The organism is Pseudomonas sp. TWP3-2, from assembly GCF_049897765.1.
Lineage (GTDB): Bacteria > Pseudomonadota > Gammaproteobacteria > Pseudomonadales > Pseudomonadaceae > Aquipseudomonas.
The window spans coordinates 38,988-60,033 of sequence record NZ_JAFCWW010000026.1; the positions used below are offsets into that span (position 1 = coordinate 38,988).

The following is a 21,046-nucleotide window of genomic DNA, read 5'->3' on the forward strand; positions in this document are numbered from 1 at the left end:
GAGTTGTTCTCCGGTTTCTTGTTATAGGAATTGGCGGAAATTCAGACTGGGTACATCTACCTGTGGGAGCTGGCTTGCCAGCGATGGCGGTGTGTCAGGCAACAGAGATGGAGACTGATCCACCCTCATCGCTGGCAAGCCAGCTCCCACAGGGAATTGTTTTGTTCTGGAGAAGGGGGCGGGCAAGCCTGCCCCTCATTCCTTAAGCGTAGCTTTCGATCGACGGGCAGGCGCAGACCAGGTTGCGGTCGCCGAACACGTTGTCGACGCGACCGACCGGCGGCCAGTATTTGCCTTCGATCAACGACGCTACCGGGTACACCGCTTGCTCGCGGCTGTACGGGTGCGTCCACTCGCCTACCAATTCGGCGGCCGTGTGCGGTGCGTTTTTCAGCGGGTTGTCTTCCTTGTCCAGTGTGCCGTTTTCCACTGCGCGGATTTCTTCGCGGATGCGGATCATGGCGTCGCAGAAGCGATCCAGTTCTTCCTTGGATTCACTTTCGGTCGGCTCGATCATCAGCGTGCCAGCCACCGGGAACGACATGGTCGGCGCGTGGAAACCAAAGTCGATCAGGCGCTTGGCGACGTCATCGACGCTGATGCCGCTGCTGTCTTTCAACGGACGCAGATCCAGGATGCACTCGTGCGCCACCAGACCGTTGCTGCCGGTGTACAGCACTGGATAGTGCTCTTCCAGGCGACGGGAGATGTAGTTGGCATTGAGGATCGCCAGTTGCGAAGCGCGTTTCAGACCGGCGCCGCCCATCATGCGAATGTACATCCAGGTGATCGGCAGAATGCTCGCGCTGCCGAACGGTGCCGCGCAGACCGCGCCCTCCTTGCGTTGCATATGGCCGTGGCCAGGCAGGAACGGCGTCAGGTGCGATTTCACGCCAATCGGGCCGACACCCGGGCCGCCACCGCCGTGCGGGATGCAGAAGGTTTTGTGCAGGTTCAGGTGCGACACGTCGCCGCCGAACTTGCCCGGTGCGCAGAGGCCGACCATCGCGTTCATGTTGGCGCCGTCGATGTACACCTGGCCGCCGTTGTCATGAATGATCCCGCAGATTTCGCGGATGCCTTCTTCGAACACGCCGTGGGTCGACGGGTAGGTGATCATCAGCGCAGCGAGATGTTCGCGGTGCTCGATGGCCTTGGCGCGCAGGTCTTCGATATCGACGTTGCCACGCGCATCGCACGCGGTCACGACCACGCGCATGCCGGCCATGTTGGCAGTGGCCGGGTTAGTGCCGTGGGCGGACGAGGGGATCAGGCAGATGTCACGACGTTCATCGCCACGACTCTGGTGATAAGCGCGGATCGCCAGCAGACCGGCGTATTCACCTTGCGAACCGGCGTTCGGTTGCAGCGAGATTGCGTCGTAACCGGTAGCGGCGCAGAGCATCGCTTCCAGTTCGTCGGTCAGTTGTTGATAACCGGCACTTTGCTCGGCTGGAGCGAACGGGTGCAGCGCACCGAATTCAGCCCAGGTCACCGGAATCATTTCGCTGGCGGCGTTGAGTTTCATGGTGCACGAACCCAGCGGGATCATGGTGCGATCGAGCGCCAGATCCTTGTCCGCCAGTTTGCGCAGGTAGCGCATCAGCTCGGTTTCCGAGTGATAACGGTTGAACACCGGGTGGCTGAGGATTGGCGACTGACGCAGCAGCGCGGCGGGGATGGTGCTTTCGACCGCAGCGGCCAGAGCAGCAAAGTCCGGCAGAGTTTTGCCGTCAGCGAACAGGCTCCACAGGGTTTCGATGTCGGCGGCGGTGGTGGTTTCATCCACCGACAGACCCAGACGCTGGTCATCGACCACACGCAGGTTGATCTGCTGAGCACGCGCCTTGTCGTGCAGGGCAGCAGTGTTCGCGCCAGTGGCCAGGGTCAGGGTGTCGAAGAAATTCGCTTGCTCGACCTGCAGACCCAAAGCGCTCAGACCCTTGGCCAGAATCGCCGTCAGGTGGTGAATACGATTGGCGATCTGCGTCAGGCCTTTCGGGCCGTGATACACGGCGTACATGCTGGCGATGTTGGCCAGCAGCACTTGCGCGGTGCAGATGTTCGACGTGGCTTTCTCGCGACGGATGTGTTGCTCGCGGGTCTGCATTGCCAGACGTAGCGCCGGTTTGCCGAAGCGGTCAACCGAAACGCCGACCAGACGGCCGGGCATGTCGCGCTTGAACGCGTCTTTAGTCGAGAAGTACGCCGCGTGCGGGCCACCGAAGCCCAGCGGCACGCCAAAGCGTTGTGCGGAACCGATGGCCACGTCAGCGCCGAACTCGCCCGGCGGAGTCAGCAGAGTCAGCGCCAGCAGATCGGCCGCGACGGCGACCAGTGCGTTGGCGGCGTGGAAGCGTTCGGTCAGTTCACGGTAATCGAACACATCACCGTTGCTCGCCGGGTATTGCAGCAGCGCGCCAAAGAACGGCGTCACGTCAGTCAGTTCGCGTTCGTCGCCAACTACCACGTCGATGCCCAGCGGCTCGGCACGGGTGCGCAGCACGTCGAGGGTTTGCGGGTGGCTGTGGATCGAGGCGAAGAACTGGTGGCTGCCCTTGTTCTTGCTCAGGCGTTTGCAGAAGGTCATGGCTTCGGCAGCGGCGGTGGCTTCGTCGAGCAAGGAGGCGTTGGCAATCGGCAGACCGGTGAGGTCGCTGATCAGCGTCTGAAAGTTCAGCAGCGCTTCGAGACGGCCCTGGGAGATTTCTGGCTGGTACGGCGTGTAAGCGGTGTACCAGGCCGGGTTTTCCAGCAGGTTGCGCAGGATCGGCGACGGCGTGTGGCAGTTGTAGTAGCCCTGGCCGATGTAGGTCTTGAACAGCTGATTCTTGCCGGCGATGCCTTTGATCATCGCCAGTGCATCGGCTTCGCTCAGACCGTCGTCCATGCCGAGCACGCTGGTGCCCTTGATGCTTTCCGGAATCACGCTGGCGCTCAAGGCTTCGAGCGAGTCGAAACCGAGGCTGTTGAGCATGGCCTGCTCGTCACCGGCGCGCGGGCCGATGTGACGGGCGATGAATTCGTTTTGGGTGCCGAGATTTACTTGGGTCATGTCAGATTCCTCAGGCTTCGGCTTGGGCTTTGATCAGACGGTCGTAGGCGTCTTGATCAAGCAGTTTGCCGACAGCGGCGGCGTCGCTTGGCTGGAAGCGGAAGAACCAGCCTTGGCCCAGCGGATCTTCGTTGACCAGTTCCGGGCTGGCGTCCAGCGCCGGATTGACTTCGAGCACTTCGCCATCGAGCGGCATGTACACGCCGCTGGCGGCTTTCACCGATTCGACGGTGGCGGCTTCAGCGCCTTTGTCGTAAGCCTGCAGCTCAGGCAGTTGCACGAACACCACGTCGCCCAAGGCGTTCTGCGCGAAAGCGGTGATACCGACGGTGACGGAACCGTCAGCTTCGGCGCGCAGCCATTCGTGATCTTCAGTGAAACGCAACTCGCTCATGGAAACTCCTCAGGGGCCAGACTCGTCTGGTGGACGCGGTGGAATACTCGGGCGCAGAGGCCCTTATTTATGAGGGTTGGGTTAGCAAGATTGCGGCCAAGGTTAAAAAGTCTATATGAATCAGCTGGTTAGAAATCTTAGGCGGAAATGTTTAACCAAGGGCTGTAGCGATATCGCTACAGCATGGGGCGAGGAAAAAAGCTGAAGCGGATCAAAGCCTTGCACAGCAGTGATCGGAGGAGGGTGGAACGATATCGTTCCGCTGTAGCGCTTTCAGTACAGATGGAGGTCGTTTTTGACGCAGATGCTTAGGTGACCACAAAAATCTGTGGGAGCTGGCTTGCCAGCGATTGGGATGTGTCAGTCACCTTCATTGTTGACTGTGCCGACGTCATCGCTGGCAAGCCAGCTCCCACAGGGCCTTATGTCGTTGCTAAGGTTTGTTGGGGATGCCGTACTTGCGCAGTCGGTGGGCGATTGCGGTATGCGAGGTTTGCAGGCGACTGGCGAGTTGGCGGGTCGAGGGATAGCTCACGTAGAGCTTTTCCAGCAGCGTTTTTTCGAAAGCTTCAACCGCTTGTTCGAGACTGTCGACATCGCTGTCAGTCTGCCGCGCCACGGAGGTGCCGGCGATGTCGAGGTCGCCAATGTCCACCAGGCTGCTTTCGCAAATCGCGGCGGCGCGGAAGATCACGTTCTGCAACTGGCGCACGTTGCCCGGCCAGCGATTGCCCAGCAGCGCCGGATAGGTGCCGGGGGCGAGACGACAGACCGGTCGCTGAATCTGCGCGCAGGCCTGCTGCATGAAATAGCGCGCCAGCAACAGAATGTCCTGACCGCGTTCGCGCAGCGGCGGCACTTCGACGTTGAGTACGTTGAGCCGGTAGAACAGGTCTTCGCGGAACGTGCCTTCGCTGACCATTTTTTCCAGATCGCGGTGGGTCGCGCTGAGGATGCGCACGTTGACCTTCACTTCACGATCTCCGCCGACCCGACGGAAGCTGCCGTCGTTGAGAAAGCGCAGCAGTTTGGCCTGCAAGTACGGCGACATCTCGCCGATCTCGTCGAGAAAAACTGTGCCTTGGTTGGCCAGTTCCATAAGTCCCGGTTTGCCACCGCGTTGTGCGCCAGTGAAGGCGCCGGGGGCGTAGCCAAACAGCTCGCTCTCGGCGAGATTCTCCGGCAGGGCCGCGCAGTTCAGCGCGAGAAACGGCGCACTGTGCCGTGCACTGATCGCATGACAGGCGCGCGCTACCAGCTCTTTGCCTGTGCCGGTTTCGCCTTGAATCAGTAACGGCGCATCAAGCGCTGCGACGCGCTGAGCGCGGGCCTTGAGCGTGCGAATGGCCGGGGATTCGCCGAGCAGCGCATCGAAACCTTCGGCGTGGTCGTGGTGCAGCGCCGAGAGCTGTTCGCCGATGCGGTTCGGTTGATACAGCGTCAGCAGGGCGCCGGCGTCAGTGATCGGCGTGGCATCCAGCAGCAAGGTCTGGCCGTTGACGGTGATCTCGCGCAGCGGCAGGCGGAAACCGTATTCGAGCAAGGTATCGAGCAGGCCCGGATCGTTGAACAGTTCAGAGACGCTTTCGCCCGCCGGTTCGCGGCCGTACAGGGCGATCAATGCCGGGTTGGCCAGCAGCACCTTGCCAGCGCTGTCGAGCGCGAGCACCGGATCGGTCATCGCCGCGAGCAGGGCGTCAAGCTGCAAGTGCCGGCGCTGGCCGGGCAGGATGTCGACCACCGTTACCGCTTCGACGCCAAGCACGCGAAACAGGGCATCTTTGAGCTCTTCGAGCACATCCGGACTCAGCGTCGGGGCGTCGATGTAGACGTTCGGCGGGACCATTTCCACCGCATCCAGATTGAGGTTGCGCCCACCGAGCAGGGCCAGGACTTCCTGGGTGATGCCGACGCGGTCGATGAAACTGACGTGGATACGCATGGGGCGGATTTGGGTTCTGGATTGCGGAGGGTGGCAAGTATGCCTTAAATCAAAAGCCCCCTCATCGGATCGCCGCCCGCCCAGCCCTCTCCCTCGGGGAGAGGGAGCTGACCGAGATGTCTGACGCTATACATCGACCTGAGAAATCGAGTCGATTATGGATTCGGCAAAGCACGATCAGGTCGACGGATTTCCAGAGCATCCCCCAATCAGTCCCCTCTCCCTTGGGAGAGGGCTAGGGTGAGGGGCTTTTCAGGTTCACTCCAGATGTTCGGGTTTAACCGGATCCCCCGATTTCATATTCAACTGCACCCGCACGTCCTCAAACATCAGGTCGTAGTACTTGTGACTCGAACCGAGGCTGCTGTGCGCTTTGGGGATGCCGTTCTTTTCCAGGATTTTTGTGACGTTGCTGGCGAAGTTGTACGCCTGGTCCTTGGGCAGGAAGAACGTTTCCTTCACGTCCTTGCCTTCGATCGAACCATGCAGTGTGAACTGCATCCCTTTGCCTTCTTTGGCGTCCTGTACGACTTCATAGTCAAGGTGCAAGTCGTAGCTGACATCATCCTTGGTCAGAGCGTGACGCTCGAAGTGCAAATGTCCCGGGTCGAACGTTGCCATTGCTGTTTCTCCTCACAAATAAGTAATGCCAGGTTTCGCCGTGCTGATGCGTGTACCGGCCGTGCCCTGGACAATCGCTTCGATGTCCGCCAGCGAACCGATCACCGCGACCTTGCCAGTATTGCGGGCGAATTCGCAAGCTGCCTGGACCTTCGGCCCCATCGAGCCGGCGGCGAAACCGAGGCGTTCAAGTTCATCCGGGTGGGCCTGGGCGATGGCTTTCTGGGTCGGTTTGCCGAAGTCGATGAACGCCGCGTTGACGTCGGTGGCGATCACCAGCAAATCACTTTCAAGCTGTTCGGCGAGCAGCGCCGAGCACAGATCTTTATCGATCACCGCTTCGATGCCTTTGAGATTGCGGTTCTCGTCGTACATGGTCGGAATGCCGCCGCCACCCGCGCAAATCACGATGCTGCCCTTGTCCAGCAGCCACTTGATCGGGCGGATTTCGAAGATGCGTTTTGGTCGTGGACTGGCCACTACACGACGATACTTGTCGCCATCGGGAGCAATCGCCCAGCCTTTTTCGGCGGCGAGTTTTTCTGCGTCGGCCTTGGTGTAGACCGGGCCGATCGGCTTGGTCGGGTTCTTGAAGGCCGGGTCGTTGGCGTCGACTTCGACTTGCGTCAGGAGCGTGGCGAACGGGACTTCGAAGTCCAGCAGGTTGCCCAGTTCCTGTTCGATGATGTAGCCGATCATGCCTTCGGTTTCCGCGCCGAGCACGTCCAGCGGGTAGGGTGCGACCGAGGTGTAGGCGGCGGCTTGCAGCGACAGCAGGCCAACTTGCGGGCCATTGCCGTGGGCGATGACCAGTTGGTTGCCGGGATAAATCTTGGCGATTTGCTCGGTGGCGATGCGGATGTTGGCGCGCTGATTGTCAGCGGTCATCGGTTCACCACGGCGGAGCAGGGCGTTACCGCCCAGAGCTACGACGATACGCATGGTGCATGTCCTTCTAGAAAACAGTGAATTCGTGCAGGACGAATGCGATCCCTGTGGGAGCCGGGCTTGCCCGCGATGGCGGTGTATCAGTCAGTATTTCTGTCGGCTGACACACCGCTATCGCTGGCAAGCCAGCTCCCACAGTGATCGTGTCGATCAATTAGATATCCGCCAACGCCGACACCAGAATCGCCTTGATGGTGTGCATGCGGTTTTCCGCTTGCTCGAAGGCGATGTTGGCCGGGGATTCGAACACCTCTTCGGTGACTTCGACGCCATTGGCCAGGTGCGGATAGCGTGCGGCGATGTCTTTGCCGACCTTGGTTTCGCTGTTGTGGAACGCCGGCAGGCAGTGCATGAATTTCACCCGTGGGTTGCCGGAGGCTTTCATCATGTTGCTGTTGACCTGGTACGGCAGCAGTTGCTCGATGCGCTCGTCCCACGCTTCCACCGGCTCACCCATCGACACCCAGATATCGGTGTGAATGAAGTCCACGCCCTTGACCGCTTCTTTCGGGTCTTCGGTGATGGTGATGCGCGCGCCGCTTTCTTCGGCGAATTCTTTGCATTGCGCGATGAAGTCAGCGTGCGGCCACAGCGCTTTCGGCGCGGCGATGCGCACGTCCATGCCGAGTTTGGCGCCGATCATCAACAGCGAGTTGCCCATGTTGTAACGGGCGTCGCCGAGGTAGGCGTAGCTGATGTCGTGCATCGGCTTGTCACTGTGTTCGCGCATGGTCAGCACGTCGGCGATCATTTGGGTCGGGTGGAATTCAGCGGTCAGACCGTTGAACACCGGCACGCCGGCGAACTTGGCCAGCTCTTCGACGATTTCCTGTTCGAAGCCACGGTACTCGATGGCGTCAAACATGCGGCCCAAAACGCGGGCGGTGTCTTTCATGCTTTCTTTGTGGCCAATCTGCGACGACACCGGGTCGATGTAGGTGACGTGAGCACCCTGGTCGTGGGCCGCGACTTCGAAAGCGCAACGGGTACGGGTCGAAGTTTTTTCGAAGATCAGCGCGATGTTCTTGCCTTGCAGGTGCGGACGCTCGGTGCCGGTGTACTTGGCGCGTTTGAGGTCGCGGGACAGGTCGATCAGGTAGTTGAGCTCGCGAGTGGTGTGGTGCATCAAGCTCAGCAAGCTGCGGTTACGCATATTAAAAGCCATGATGGATCTCCTTGGGTTTCGGTTATCCGCCTGCTTCACGCCGGATAGGCGCGAAGCAGGGCATACAAATCAATAGTCGATTGGGTCGCGAATGATCGGGCAGGTCATGCAGTGACCGCCGCCACGGCCGCGACCGAGTTCACCGGCGCTGATGGTGATCACCTCGACCCCGGCCTTGCGCAGCAGGGTGTTGGTGTAGGTGTTGCGGTCGTAGCCGATGACCACGCCCGGCTCCACGGCCACCACGTTGTTGCCGTCGTCCCACTGCTCGCGTTCGGCGGCGAAGCTGTTGCCGCCGGTCTCCACCACGCGCAGCTTCGGCAGGTTGAGCGCAGCAGCCACGGTGTCGAGGAAGCTGCTTTCTTCACGGCGGATGTCGATGCCGCCCTGTTTGCTTTCGTCAGGACGCAGGGTGAACGCGACGATCTGATTCACCACTTCCGGGAAAATCGTCACCAGGTCGCGGTCGCAGAAGCTGAACACGGTGTCGAGGTGCATCGCTGCGCGGGATTTCGGCAGGCCGGCAACGATGACTTTTTCCACGGCCTTGTTCTTGAACAGGTTCAGCGCCAGTTGGCCGATGGCCTGACGCGACGAACGTTCGCCCATGCCGATCAACACCACGCCGTTGCCGATCGGCATCACGTCGCCGCCCTCAAGGGTCGAGCTGCCGTGTTCCTTGTCCGGGTCGCCGTACCAGATTTCGAATTCGGCGTTGGTGAATTGCGGGTGGAATTTGTAGATGGCGGTGGCCAGCAAAGTTTCCTGACGGCGCGCCGGCCAGTACATCGGGTTCAGGGTCACGCCACCGTAGATCCAGCAGGTAGTGTCGCGGGTGAATTGGGTGTTGGGCAGCGGCGGCAGAATGAAGCTGGAGTGGCCGAGGAAGTCGCGGAACATCTGAATGGTCTTGCCGCCGAAACTGTCCGGCAGATCATCGGCAGACACGCCACCAATCAGGAACTCGGCGATGTGCCGTGGTTCGAGGCTTTTCAGCCAGGATTTGACTTCGTTGATCAGGCCCAGGCCCACCGAATCGGCGGTGACCTTGCGCTCGAGAATCCAGTCCAGCGCTTCCGGGTTGGCGACGATGTCGGTCAGCAGGTTGTGCATTTCCAGCACGTCGATCCCGCGTTCGCGCATCTTGGTCACGAAGTCGAAGTGGTCGCGCTTGGCCTGAGCCACCCACAGCACGTCATCGAACAGCAGTTCATCGCAGTTGTTCGGGGTCAGCCGCTGATGGGCCAGACCTGGGGAGCAGACCATGACTTTGCGCAGTTTGCCGGCTTCGGAATGGACGCCGTACTTAACTTTTTCCGTGGTCATTGCAGTGATCCTCCAGAGATAAAACGTTTGGCAATTACAGAGTCAGGAAGCCGTCATACAGTCCGTAGGCTGCTACCAGAGCGCCCACGACCACTGCGGCGAAAATCAGCTTCTCGACGTTGGTGAATACCGGTTGTTTGAGTTCGAGCTTGGCCTTGGCGAACAGGATCGCGCCGGGCGCATACAACAGAGCAGAGAGCAGCAGGTACTTGACCCCGCCGGCGTACAGCAGCCAGACCGCGTAGATCAGGGCGATGCCGCCGATCAGCAGATCCTTGCGCCGTTCAGCCGCGAAGCCTTCGTAGCTTTCGCCGCGTACCGCCAGCAGCAGGGCATACGCCGCCGACCACAGGTAAGGCACCAGAATCATCGAGGTGGCGAGGTAGATCAGCGACAGGTAAGTGCTGGCCGAGAACAGGGTGATGATCAGGAAAATCTGCACCATCGCGTTGGTCAGCCACAGGGCGTTGACCGGTACGTGGTTGGCGTTTTCCTTGCGCAGAAACTCGGGCATGGTGTGGTCTTTGGCGGCGGCGAACATGATCTCCGCACACAGCAGCACCCACGACAACAACGCCCCGAGCAGCGAGATGATCAGACCGACGCTGATCAGCACCGCGCCCCAGTGACCGACCACGTGCTCGAGCACGGCAGCCATCGACGGGTTTTGCAGTTTGGCTAGTTCCGGTTGAGTCATGATCCCCAGCGACAGCACATTCACCAGTACCAGGAACAGCAGCACAGTGATGAAACCGATCACCGTGGCTTTACCGACGTCCGAACGTTTCTCCGCCCGCGCCGAGAAAATGCTCGCGCCTTCAATGCCGATGAACACCCAGACGGTGACCAGCATCATGTTGCGCACCTGGTTCATCACGCTGCCCAGATCCGGGTTTTTTATGCCCCAGATGTCGGCGGTGAAGATATCCAGCTTGAAAGCGAACACCGCGATCAACACGAACAGTACCAGCGGCACCACTTTGGCGACGGTGGTCACGAGGTTGATGAACGCCGCTTCCTTGATCCCGCGCAGTACCAGAAAGTGCACGGCCCACAACAGAATCGACGCGCCGATTACTGCAGCAACTGTGTTGCCTTCGCCGAATACCGGAAAGAAATAACCGAGGGTGCTGAACAGCAGCACGAAGTAACCGACGTTGCCCAGCCAGGCACTGATCCAGTAACCCCAGGCCGACGAGAAACCCATGTAATCGCCGAAACCGGCCTTGGCGTAGGCGTACACGCCGCCGTCGAGGTCAGGTTTGCGGTTGGCGAGGGTCTGGAAGACGAAAGCGAGGGTGAGCATGCCGACAGCGGTGATGGCCCAGCCGATGAGTACTGCGCCGACGTCGGCGCTGGCTGCCATGTTTTGTGGCAAAGAGAATATCCCGCCACCGATCATTGAACCGACTACCAAGGCGACCAGTGCACCTAATCGTAGTTTTCCGGGAGCTTCAGACATTGCATGACTCCATTGCCGGAGAGAAGAGTTCACAGGGTAGATCTGTTGACTGTTCAAACAACTGACGTGGATCAGTGCATGGGCACATTCCATTGTTAATGAATGACTTAGGCACCAAGTAAAGGCATAAAGCTATCCTCTGTAAGGCCCGTCCTAGAAGGCTTTTCCAGTTTTGGTTGGGAATGGATCGTATTACTTCCGAATTAACACGCTAGTTGGTTTTCTGCGTTTGGCAAATTTTCGGCATCTGTTTTCAGTACAGAATTGATTTATCAGGACTAGCGCACAAAAGTCATACACTCCTGCTAAGCGTTAGCGTTTATGGCTATAAATAATCGACGTTAATTGGGGTTATCTATTAAACGTAATCAGGCTTCAGAAATTGATAAAGGGAGACTGGAATGTCGCAACCGACGCAAAAGCTGCGCCTTGGCGCACTGATCGCCCTGGTGGTCGGATCGATGATTGGTGGCGGGATTTTTTCGCTGCCGCAGAACATGGCGGCGCGTGCGGATGCCGGGGCGATTTTGATCGGCTGGGGCATTACCGCGATTGGCATGCTGACCTTGGCGTTCGTGTTTCAGACATTGGCCAACCGTAAACCGGAACTCGATTCCGGGGTGTATGCCTATGCCAAGGCCGGGTTCGGCGATTACATGGGCTTCTCATCGGCGTGGGGCTACTGGATCAGCGCGTGGCTGGGCAACGTCGGCTATTTCGTTCTGCTGTTCAGCACCCTCGGCTACTTCTTCCCTGTGTTCGGTCAGGGCAACACGCCGATTGCCATTGCCTGTGCATCAGTGCTGCTGTGGGCCGTGCATTTTCTGGTCATGCGCGGAATCAAGGAAGCGGCGTTGATCAATCAGCTGACCACCGTGGCCAAAGTGGTGCCGTTGATCATGTTCATCGTCATCGCTGCCGTCGCGTTCAAGGCTGATATTTTTACCCGTGACATCTGGGGTCAGAGCAACCCGAATTTCGGCGGGGTGATGGATCAGGTGCGCAACATGATGCTGGTCACGGTGTTCGTGTTCATCGGCATCGAAGGCGCCAGCGTGTACTCGGCGCGAGCGGAGAAGCGCAGCGACGTCGGCCGTGCCACGGTGATCGGATTTGTCGGCGTGCTGGCGCTGTTGGTGCTGGTCAACGTGCTGTCGCTGGGGATCATGAGCCAGCCGGAACTGGCGAGCTTGCAGAACCCGTCGCTGGCGGCGGTGCTGGAACATGTGGTCGGTCCGTGGGGCGCGCTGCTGATCAGCATTGGCCTGGCGATTTCGCTACTGGGGGCGCTGCTGTCGTGGGCACTGCTGTGTGCAGAAATCCTCTTCGCCACGGCCAAGGACAAGACCATGCCGGCGTTCCTCAAGAAGGAAAATGCCAACCATGTGCCGGTCAATGCGTTGTGGCTGACCAACGTGATGATCCAGATTTTCCTGTTGATCACGCTGTTCTCCGCCGGTACTTACACCAGCCTGATTTACCTCGCCTCGTCGATGATTCTGGTGCCGTACCTGTGGTCGGCGGCGTACGCAGTGCTGTTGAGCGGACGCGGCGAAACCTACGAACACGCCTCGGCCGAGCGCACCAAGGATCTGCTGATCGGCGGCATCGCCCTGAGTTACGCGGTGTGGTTGTTGTATGCCGGCGGGGTGAAATATCTGCTGCTGTCGGCGTTGTTGTACGCGCCGGGCGTGATCCTGTTTGCCAAGGCCAAGCGCGAGCAGGGTGAGCCGTTGTTCACCATGGTTGAGAAGGGGATTTTTACCTGCGTGATCATTGGGGCGGGGTTGGCGGCTTATGGGTTGTATAGCGGGTTGTTGTCGCTGTGAGGATGTTTGGTTGATCAGATTTTGTGGTGACAGGTCGGGCCTCATCGCTGGCAAGTCGAATCGTCGCACCGCAGCTCCCACAGTTTTCGAGTCGTACACAAAATCTGTCAACACCTCTTAACCTGTGGGAGCTGCGGTGCGACGATTCGACTTGCCAGCGATAGCGGTGTGTCAGTTAGCAGATGCATTAACTGACCTGCCGCCATCGCTGGTGCTTCCTGGTTACACGCGGAACTGATCCATCAGCTTCATCTGCTGGCTTGCCAGCGCATTCAGCTGGCTACTGATGGCTGCCGATTCAGTGGCTTGTCCGGTCAAGGTTTCAGTCACGGTGCGAATCGCCGAAACGTTGCGGTTGACCTCTTCAGCCACAGCACTTTGCTGCTCGGCGGCGCTGGCGATTTGCAGGTTCATGTCGCTGATCACCGTCACTGCGTCGCTGATCTTGCCCAGTGCATCCACTGCCTGACGAATCTGCCCGGCATTGTTGTGCGCCTGAGTCTGGCTCGAATGCATGGTCGCGACCACGCCGCGAGTGCCGGTCTGGATGCGTTCGATGACCACGCGAATTTCTTCAACCGAATCCTGGGTGCGCTTGGCGAGGTTGCGCACTTCGTCGGCCACCACCGCAAAACCGCGACCGCTTTCGCCAGCACGTGCCGCTTCGATTGCGGCGTTCAGGGCCAGCAGGTTGGTCTGTTCGGCGATGCTGCGGATCACTTCCAGCACCGAACCGATCTGCTCGCTGTTGACCGCCAGCGCTTCGACTTCGGTCACTGCTTTGCTGACTTCGTCGGCCAGTTGATTGATGTCGCGGGTGCTGCGCTCGATGATCGACATGCCTTCGCGGGCTGATTGATCAGCGCCTTTGGCTGCGTTGGCCGCGTTCGATGCACTGTTGGCAACGTCGTGGGCAGTGGCGCTCATTTCGTTTGACGCGGTGGCAACCTGATCGATCTCGCGGAACTGCACCTGCATGCCTTCGCTGGTCTGGCGGGCGATTTCCGAAGACTGATCAGCGGTGCCGCGGGCTTCGGTGATGCTCTGTTTGATCTGCGCGATGGTTGGCTGCAGCTTGTCGAGGAAACGGTTGAACCAGTTCACCAGTTCGCCCAGTTCATCCTTTTTGCTGTAATTCAGACGTTGAGTCAGATCGCCTTCGCCGCTGGCGATGTTCTTCAGCATCTCGGCGACGCTGTTGATCGGACGGGTTACGCCCGATGCGGTGAGCCAGATCAGCAACAAGCCGACCAGACCGGCGACCACGGCGACCGAGATGGCGGTCATGGTGCCGCTTTCCTGTGCATCGTCGAGCACTGCCTGGAGCTTGACCGAATCAGCCAGCAGCACTTGTTTCGGCAGGTCGATGACTACGCCCCACGCTTTGGAGTCGCTGATCGGGCTGACCGGGTACACCGCGCGAATCAAATCGCCTTGTTCGAGAATCTTCGGCGTGCCAGCGGCGAGGAGTTGCAGCACTTCCTTGCCTTCGGCACCGAGGGTGTCGCCGATGCTTTTACCGACCTTGCTTGCGTCAGTGCTGTAGGCGCCGAGTACACCGCTGCCGGACACGATCAACATGTGCCCGGCTCCGCTGAACAGCTCGCGCTGGGCGTCAACGGCTGCCGCTTGCAAGGCGTCGAGCGCAATGTCGACGCCGACCACGCCGATGGCTTTGCCATCCACCAGCAACGGTACGGAAATCGTGGTCATGAGCATTTCCTTGCCGCCCACGGTGTCCGCATACGGGTCGAGCAGGCAGGTGCGCTTGTTGTCGCGAGGGCAGGTGTACCAACTGTTGTAGGGCGTGCCGCTGACACTCATGGTGGTTTTGGTCAGGTCTTCTTCAACCATGATGGTATTGAGCGCGGCGCCGCCGGCACGACTCCAGTAACTGGCGAAACGCCCGGCTTCGTTGGACTGGCGCGCAGCGTCGTTGGCGAATTCGCTGTCCTTGCCGTCCAGCGCATCGGGCTCGAATGCCAGCCAGATGCCGAGCACTTTGTTGTTGCGCTCGAACGCGGTTTTCAGGCTCTGGTTCAACTCTTCGCGCAAGGCACCGGCGTCCAGCGAACGCTTGGCGGCCATCGTGCGCAGGTCCTTGATCTGATCCGCCAGCGCGGTAATCACCGACAGGTTTTCGCCAAAGGTTTTCTGCAGGCGAATCGCTTGTTCGCCCGCCTTGGCCTGCAACAGGTTCTGCACACTGGCGGTGAGCATCTTGCTGCTGGAGGCACTGACCAGTTGGTCGTTCTGGTTGGTCTGGTAGATGTTCATGCCGACGATCAGCGCGACCACGCCAAGCAGGCACAGGCCGGAGAGCAGCACGATTTTCAGGCGGATGGACAGGGAGTCGAACATGGGGTGTTCTCGCAAATGGATAAGCTGTTGGCTTCGGTCAGAGGGACCCGGTTCGCCAAATCCATTCAGCGCCATTCAATGCTCATCGGCGCGGGGGCAGGTTTGCATGAGAGGCTTGCCGACGAACGGTAGAGGCTAAACGTTTGCGCAGGACAATGTGCTGAAAAGAGGCTGCTTTTCAGTGAAGTCCTGGCCTCGTGGTGAGGAGCTTTTGTGGCGAGGGAGCTTGCTCCCGCTGGGCTGCGAAGCGGCCCCAAGTCCCGGCAAATGCGGTATCACTGAAAAACTGTATTCGCCGGATTTACGACTGCCGCGCAGCCGAGCGGGAGCAAGCTCCCTCGCCACAGGGATTTAAGCGGGGAGGGCTTCCGGGCGTGACCATATCCATAGGTTGCCCATGCTCATGCCGGCAATGGCCAGATAGATCGGCCAGCCGTGATCGAGCATCACCAGCATCAAGGTTGCGCAGAGCAGCATGCTGACAGTGGCGCTGACCTTGGCGCGGCGCGCGATGATTCTGCCGTTGCGCCAGTTGTGCAGGATCGGGCCGAACAAGCGATGGTTTTCCAGCCAGGCACTCAGGCGCGGCGAACTGCGCGTCGCGGCCCACGCGGCGAGCAGGATGAACTCGGTGGTCGGCAGGCCGGGCACGACGATCGCGATCAGGCCGATGCCGAGGCTGACATAGGCGAGCAGGCCGAACAGCAGGCGGGCGAGTTTGGAGTGGGCGGGTTGGGGCATGGGCTCAGCAAGTTACTTCTGAAGCGGGATGGGAATCTTACAGACTTGCGTAGATCCCTGTGGGAGCTGGCTTGCCAGCGATAGCGGTGTGTCAGTCGGCATAAATGTTGGCTGACACTCCGTCATCGCTGGCAAGCCAGCTCCCACAGGTTCTTGCAGTGTGGCTTCAGGCGGGTTCGGCTTGGGTTGAGTAGGCCTGTTCGAGCAACACCGTGAAGCGGTTGAACGCATCGATCGCACCTTGTTCGACTTCGGCTTCTTCCTCAGCGGTAAACTCCAGTGCGTCGAGGGTTCTGACAAAACGCTTCCAGCCTTCAGCGCGGCCACCCTCTGGCTCGCCCAAGTGACGCGCACCAAAGTTTTCACTCAGCTCCAGCGCCACCGCACGCTTGATCAAAAACGCCGCACCGAGCTTCGAACCTTCGGAAACGAAGATCCAGCCCAAGGCGCGCGCCTTGCCCGGGTTCTTCACCGCGCCTGCAACCGGCGCCGGTACTTCGGTATCCAGATCAGCCAGGTCAGCCTTGGCCGCATCCGCGCGGCAACGCGCCGGCAGATCGGCAACGATTTCGCGCAGTTCAGGGTCGTTGTACAACCCCACCAGTTCCGACTGGAACAGGTATTGCGCAACCACGAAGCGCGCGAAGTTGGCACGGGTTTCGAACGGGGCGTGGGCTTTGACCAGTGCGTCGAGCTTAGCGTGCGGCTCGTGGGTGATCTGGTTCAGGCGTTGCGAACGCAGGGCTTTGTCCGTGGTGGTCATGAGGTGTCCTTGAAAAGAAGAGGCGCTTGATAACGAGACGTTCGGGCATGCGCCGGACAGTAAAAAAACCTCACGGCGCGCCATTCAATGCGCGCCGTGGGGCAGTCCGGATCAGATGTCCCAGACCAGATTGATCGCGAAGTTGCGACCCGGTTGAGTCAGGCGATCGAGGTTGGCCGGTTGCGTTACCGAAGCTTCGCCAACGCTGTCGTAACCGCGCACGTCATCCCACTGCCAGTACTTTTTGTCGGTCAGGTTGTAGAGTCCGGCATTCAGCGTCACGTCGTCGGTGACCTTGTAGAACCCGGCGAGGTCGAGCACGCCATAACCCGGTGTCTTGAACTGCGTGCTGGTGCCATCCGGCGTTTTGAAACTGCTGCTGTCGACACGATCCTTGCGCTTGACCAGCGTCCAGCTGAGCAGAGCACCGTAGTTGTCCTGGTCATAACCGAGGCCGAACACGCCGGTCAGTGGATTGACGCTATTGAGTGGTTGTCCACTGTCATCGTTGCGGCCATACAGGTAGGCCATCGAGCCCTGCGTGTAGAGGCCGGCAGGCGCCCCGAACGTATCGAGGTTCAGACGGCCCTTGAGTTCCAAACCCTTGATGGTGGCGTGCTTGATGTTGTTGCTCTGGAAGGTGGTTTCGGAATAGCCGGGGGTGATGGCGTTTTCGTCGATGAAATCACGGTACTTGTTGTAGAACACGGCCACGTCGAACGTGCCGGCCTCGAACTGCCCGCGTAGACCGGTTTCATAGCTTTTGCTCTTTTCCGGATCGAGATCCGGATTCGGTGCGACCTGATAGCCCCCGCTGAGGTTTTCAAAGCGGCCGTACAGCGCTTTGGCGGTCGGCGTGCGGAAGCCTTCAGCGTACTGACCGTACCAGGTGTAATTGTCGTTGAAGCTGTAAGTGGTGCCGAACTTGGGCGACAGACGATGCCAGGTCTTGGTCTTGTCGCTCACCAAGCCGTTGCCGCTCTGGTCGGCAGTGGCGAGGAATTCATCGGTGACGTGCGGCTTGAGCTGGGTGTAGTCGTAACGTGCGCCCGGCAGGAACGTCCAGTTGCCCCAACTGATCTGATCCTGGGCAAACAGGCTGTAGCTGTTGATGGTCGGGTCGGGAAAGTCGCTGGCCGGTGTCAGGGTATCGGCAGCGCTCGCCGCGCCGATCACGCGGCAGGCGCCGGCCACGGTCAGGCAAGTGCCGCTGCCGGTGCGCAGACCGGTGACCTTGTCCTGCTTGATCGTGGTGCCGTAGGTGACGATGTGATCGGTGTCGGCGATGGCGAAGGCCTTGTCAGCCTGGGCATCGAACACCCATTGGCGATCCTTGTAAGTGGTCTCGCGTTCGCGCAATACAGTGCGCGAAGGCGCGTAGATTTCTTCGGTGCGCTGATCGGTTTTCGCGATCTGGTAATTCAGCGACCACTTGATGTGGTCAGCCAGCGCGCTGTCGAGACCGAAACTGTGCTCCAGGCCGAAACGCTCGCGGGTGACCGTGTCGTTGCCGGTGCGCGATTTGTAGAAACCGAAACCACGTCCCGCGTTGAATGGCCCGCCGACGGCGCTCAACTGGTTAGTGTCGCGATCATCCTTGTAGTGTTCGTAGGTCAGACCGAAGCGCGCATCGTCGGCGTAGTTCCAGCCGAGTTTGGCCAGGACGTTGGTGGTGCGCACATCCTCAGGGTTGGCCTCGGTGCGGTTCAGGCCGGTGCCGCCGGTTTCGCCGTAGGATTCGCTTTCATGACCATTGCGCTGGCTCAAGTGCAGCAAGCCGTCAAAGTCGCCGGTCCGACCAGCGACGGTGCCGGAGGTCAGCCAGCTGTCGTCGGCGGAGCTGTAACCGGTTTTCAGACGCGCGCCGACGTCTTTGCCGGGCTTGATGATGTCGTCCGGGTCGAGGGTGTAGTAGCTGACGGCGCCGCCGATGGCGTTGCTGCCGTAGAGCACAGAGGCCGGACCACGCAGGATTTCCACGCGTTTGACGATTTCCGGGTCGACGTAATTGCGGTTGCTCTGCGCGTACGGGCCGTTGAAGAAGCTGTCGGGCACTTGCACGCCGTCGACCTGAGTCAGTATGCGGTCGCCGTCGATCCCGCGAATGTTGTAGCCGGTCAGCCCGGCGCGCTGGCCGGCGCCGCCCACGGATACACCCGGTTCGTAACGCACCAGATCCTTGATCGAGTTGACGTTGTTGCGGTCGAGCTCCTCGCGGGTCTGCACGCTGACGGTGCTCGGTACGCTGTTCACCGATTGCTCCTGGCGAGTGGCGCTGATGGTTACCTGATCCAGATTGAGCGCACCGCTGGCGCTGCGTTTCTCCAGCACCACGTTGTTGTTGCTCAGTTTGCGGAAGCTCAGGTTGGTCCCCACCAACAGGCGCTCCAGGGCTTTTTCCGGCGGCAGCGAACCACGCACACCCGGCGACGCCACGTTTTGTCCCAGTTCTGCCGGCAAACCGACCTGCCAACCGGTCACGGCGGTGAAGGCATTGAGGGCTGAAACCAGCGGTTGCTGGCCGATGGCGAACGAGTAATCGCCCATGTTGCGCGTCGGTTGTTCGGTGGCGGCCATCAGCGGCGCGGTGCCGGCCATGAGAATGGCGGCGGTCAGCAACGACAGTACGCGGGAAGGGGAAGCAGTCTGGCGGGTAAGGCGAGAGGACATCGATAGCGCTCCGTGTCGCACGAATCTTTATAGGTGCTGATTGTTCGCGTGATGCGAATCAATTGCATTGGCTATAACGAGACGAACGGGCTGCGGCTATCGAGTAAAAATAATTCTCATTTAGTTCAAGATCACCAGCGCCGGGTATTCCTGCAACTTGGCTGAGGTGATGTGCGCCAGCGAACGCACGACATCGAGCGGCTGGTCGAGACGATAATTGCCGGTGACGGCGACATCGGCCAACTGCTGATTGGTGTTGATGATGAAGCCCGGATAGTAGCGGCGCAGTTCGGCCAGCACTTGGTTCAGCGGGCAGTTCTCGAAGACAAGCCGACCTTGCACCCAGGCCAGATCAGTGGCCGGATCGACCTTGGCCGGGCGATCAAAACCGTTGGGGCCGATGCTGATACTTTCGCCGGCCGACAAGCGCACGCGCGAATCATCACGCGTGGCACGTAAATCAACATCGCCACGCTGCACGCGCACCTGCGCCACGCCATCCAGATAACGCACGGCGAAATCGGTATCGCGCACGCTGGCTTTCACCGGGCCGGCATCAATCTCCAGCGGCTGGCCACGGTTGGCCGCGACTTCGAAAAACGCTTCGCCCTGATACAGCCGAGCGACCCGTTGCTGATCATTGATGGTGCTGGAAAATGCCGAGTTGGTATTGAGCAAAACTTTCGAGCCGTCCTCCAGTTGCAGGCGCTGGCGCTCGCCAACCACGGTCAGATGATCGGCCTGCAAACGCAGCGGCAGATTGCTGAAACTGAACAGACCGAGCACCAGCACGGCGGCGGTGGCCAGCGGTTTCCAGTGCGGACGCAGACGACGCAGGAAGGCGACTTTCTTCGGCTGTGCGGCGAGGTTTTGTGCGCATTGGGCGATTTGCGGGCCGTCCCAGATGGCTTGGGCTTTGGCGAACGCTTCGGCATTCAGCGGATCGGCCGCCAGCCACGCATGAAACTGCCGCGACTGCTCCGCGTCCGGACTGCCGAGCACGATGAGCCAGTCCAGTGCCTGGTCCATTGCGCTGGCGGCGTCCTGCGCCGTGTCGGGCGAAGAGGAGCGGTGGGTGTCGGTCACGGTGTTTCCTCGGCAGTGTCTGTGCACGGCTGTTTTTTTAGTGAAGCGTAAAAGTCGGGCAAGGGTAGCAAAGGCCGATGATCAGTGCAGTCGATCCTGTTGGCGGCGAGAACAGTCTTACGGTAATCACTCGCCATTCAGGCGTTCAGCGACCCCGATGCACACCGTCATGATCAATTTGAGTTCTTTTTGCACGGTACTCAGCGACACGTTGAGCTCGTCGGCGATTTCCTGATAGCTGTTTCCGTGCAGGCGGCTGAGGATGAAAATCCGCTGCTGACGCGGGCTGAGTTGACTGAGGCTCACGTTCAGGCGCTCGAGTAATTGTTCGGCGTGGGCAGCGTCTTCGGCGCTGCTGGCGGGGGCGGCGATGCTGTGCACCACGTCTTGCGGCACGTCATCGACCATGGTGCGCGAATGAATCTTGCGCGCACGCAGATGATCCAGCGCCAGATTGCGCGCGGTCTGAAAGACAAAGGGTTCAAGGTGATCGATGGCCCGCTCGCTCAGCGCCCGCGTGACGCGCAGGTAGGTTTCCTGCAACAGGTCTTCGGCGGTGCTGTGGTTGTTGACCATGCGCTCCAGTGTCCGCAGCAGGGCACTGCGCTGGGCGAGGAAAACGTGGTTGAAGCGCGACTGACTCACGGGAGGACCTGATCCATTTCGAGCGAATGATAATGCTT

The 21,046-nt window shown here is 60.0% G+C and carries 15 protein-coding genes and 1 pseudogene; 1 reads left to right on the forward strand and 15 read right to left on the reverse strand.

Going from position 1 to position 21,046, the window contains the following annotated elements:
* Window positions 1–202: 202 nt before the first annotated feature.
* The 8 genes from gcvP to arcD (ACP7EE_RS25345) form a co-directional block, all read right to left on the reverse strand.
* Window positions 203–3,055, reverse strand: a complete 2,853-nt coding sequence (gene gcvP / locus ACP7EE_RS25310) for an aminomethyl-transferring glycine dehydrogenase (RefSeq protein WP_426237596.1) — start codon at window positions 3,053–3,055, stop codon at window positions 203–205.
* 10 nt (window positions 3,056–3,065) lie between these two features.
* Complete coding sequence (gene gcvH, locus ACP7EE_RS25315) at window positions 3,066–3,449, reverse strand: glycine cleavage system protein GcvH (RefSeq protein WP_426237598.1); 384 nt, start codon at window positions 3,447–3,449, stop codon at window positions 3,066–3,068.
* A gap of 433 nt (window positions 3,450–3,882) precedes the next feature.
* Window positions 3,883–5,391: a sigma-54-dependent transcriptional regulator gene (locus ACP7EE_RS25320; protein WP_426237600.1), complete on the reverse strand. Its 1,509-nt coding sequence runs from the start codon at window positions 5,389–5,391 to the stop codon at window positions 3,883–3,885.
* A 258-nt stretch (window positions 5,392–5,649) separates the two neighbouring features.
* Window positions 5,650–6,012 carry a DUF5064 family protein gene (locus ACP7EE_RS25325; protein WP_426206249.1) on the reverse strand — a complete coding sequence of 121 codons (363 nt, stop codon included), beginning with the start codon at window positions 6,010–6,012 and terminating at the stop codon, window positions 5,650–5,652.
* A 12-nt stretch (window positions 6,013–6,024) separates the two neighbouring features.
* Entirely contained in the window at window positions 6,025–6,954 is a 930-nt protein-coding gene (gene arcC, locus ACP7EE_RS25330) for a carbamate kinase (protein WP_426237602.1), read from the reverse strand.
* Window positions 6,955–7,114: 160 nt separating this feature from the next.
* The gene (locus tag ACP7EE_RS25335) at window positions 7,115–8,125 is read right to left on the reverse strand and encodes an ornithine carbamoyltransferase (protein WP_426237604.1); all 1,011 of its coding nucleotides are present in this window, start codon (window positions 8,123–8,125) and stop codon (window positions 7,115–7,117) included.
* A 69-nt stretch (window positions 8,126–8,194) separates the two neighbouring features.
* On the reverse strand, window positions 8,195–9,451 hold the full coding sequence (arcA, locus tag ACP7EE_RS25340; protein WP_426237606.1) for an arginine deiminase: 1,257 nt from the start codon (window positions 9,449–9,451) through the stop codon (window positions 8,195–8,197).
* Window positions 9,452–9,485: 34 nt separating this feature from the next.
* Complete coding sequence (gene arcD, locus ACP7EE_RS25345; protein ID WP_426206246.1) at window positions 9,486–10,913, reverse strand: arginine-ornithine antiporter; 1,428 nt, start codon at window positions 10,911–10,913, stop codon at window positions 9,486–9,488.
* Between the two features lie 401 nt (window positions 10,914–11,314).
* Between arcD (ACP7EE_RS25345) and arcD (ACP7EE_RS25350) the strand changes: the two genes are divergently transcribed.
* Window positions 11,315–12,742, forward strand: coding sequence for an arginine-ornithine antiporter (arcD, locus tag ACP7EE_RS25350; RefSeq protein ID WP_426237608.1), 1,428 nt, complete (start codon window positions 11,315–11,317; stop codon window positions 12,740–12,742).
* 222 nt (window positions 12,743–12,964) lie between these two features.
* Here arcD (ACP7EE_RS25350) and ACP7EE_RS25355 read toward each other — a convergent pair whose 3' ends face one another.
* The 7 genes and pseudogenes from ACP7EE_RS25355 to ACP7EE_RS25385 form a co-directional block, all read right to left on the reverse strand.
* A complete protein-coding gene (locus tag ACP7EE_RS25355) occupies window positions 12,965–13,720 on the reverse strand; it encodes a methyl-accepting chemotaxis protein (RefSeq protein WP_426237628.1) in 756 nt (251 codons plus the stop codon).
* 102 nt (window positions 13,721–13,822) lie between these two features.
* Window positions 13,823–15,178, reverse strand: a pseudogene (locus ACP7EE_RS25360) (HAMP domain-containing protein); the annotation flags it as partial.
* A gap of 276 nt (window positions 15,179–15,454) precedes the next feature.
* Complete coding sequence (locus ACP7EE_RS25365) at window positions 15,455–15,844, reverse strand: YbaN family protein (RefSeq protein ID WP_426237610.1); 390 nt, start codon at window positions 15,842–15,844, stop codon at window positions 15,455–15,457.
* A 166-nt stretch (window positions 15,845–16,010) separates the two neighbouring features.
* Window positions 16,011–16,607, reverse strand: a complete 597-nt coding sequence (locus ACP7EE_RS25370) for a biliverdin-producing heme oxygenase (RefSeq protein WP_426237612.1) — start codon at window positions 16,605–16,607, stop codon at window positions 16,011–16,013.
* A gap of 111 nt (window positions 16,608–16,718) precedes the next feature.
* Window positions 16,719–19,277 (reverse strand): TonB-dependent receptor, encoded by a 2,559-nt coding sequence (locus tag ACP7EE_RS25375; protein WP_426237614.1) that lies wholly within the window; start codon window positions 19,275–19,277, stop codon window positions 16,719–16,721.
* Window positions 19,278–19,397: 120 nt separating this feature from the next.
* A complete protein-coding gene (locus tag ACP7EE_RS25380; RefSeq protein ID WP_426237616.1) occupies window positions 19,398–20,363 on the reverse strand; it encodes a FecR family protein in 966 nt (321 codons plus the stop codon).
* 126 nt (window positions 20,364–20,489) lie between these two features.
* Window positions 20,490–21,008: an RNA polymerase sigma factor gene (locus tag ACP7EE_RS25385; RefSeq protein WP_426237618.1), complete on the reverse strand. Its 519-nt coding sequence runs from the start codon at window positions 21,006–21,008 to the stop codon at window positions 20,490–20,492.
* Window positions 21,009–21,046 lie beyond the last annotated feature (38 nt).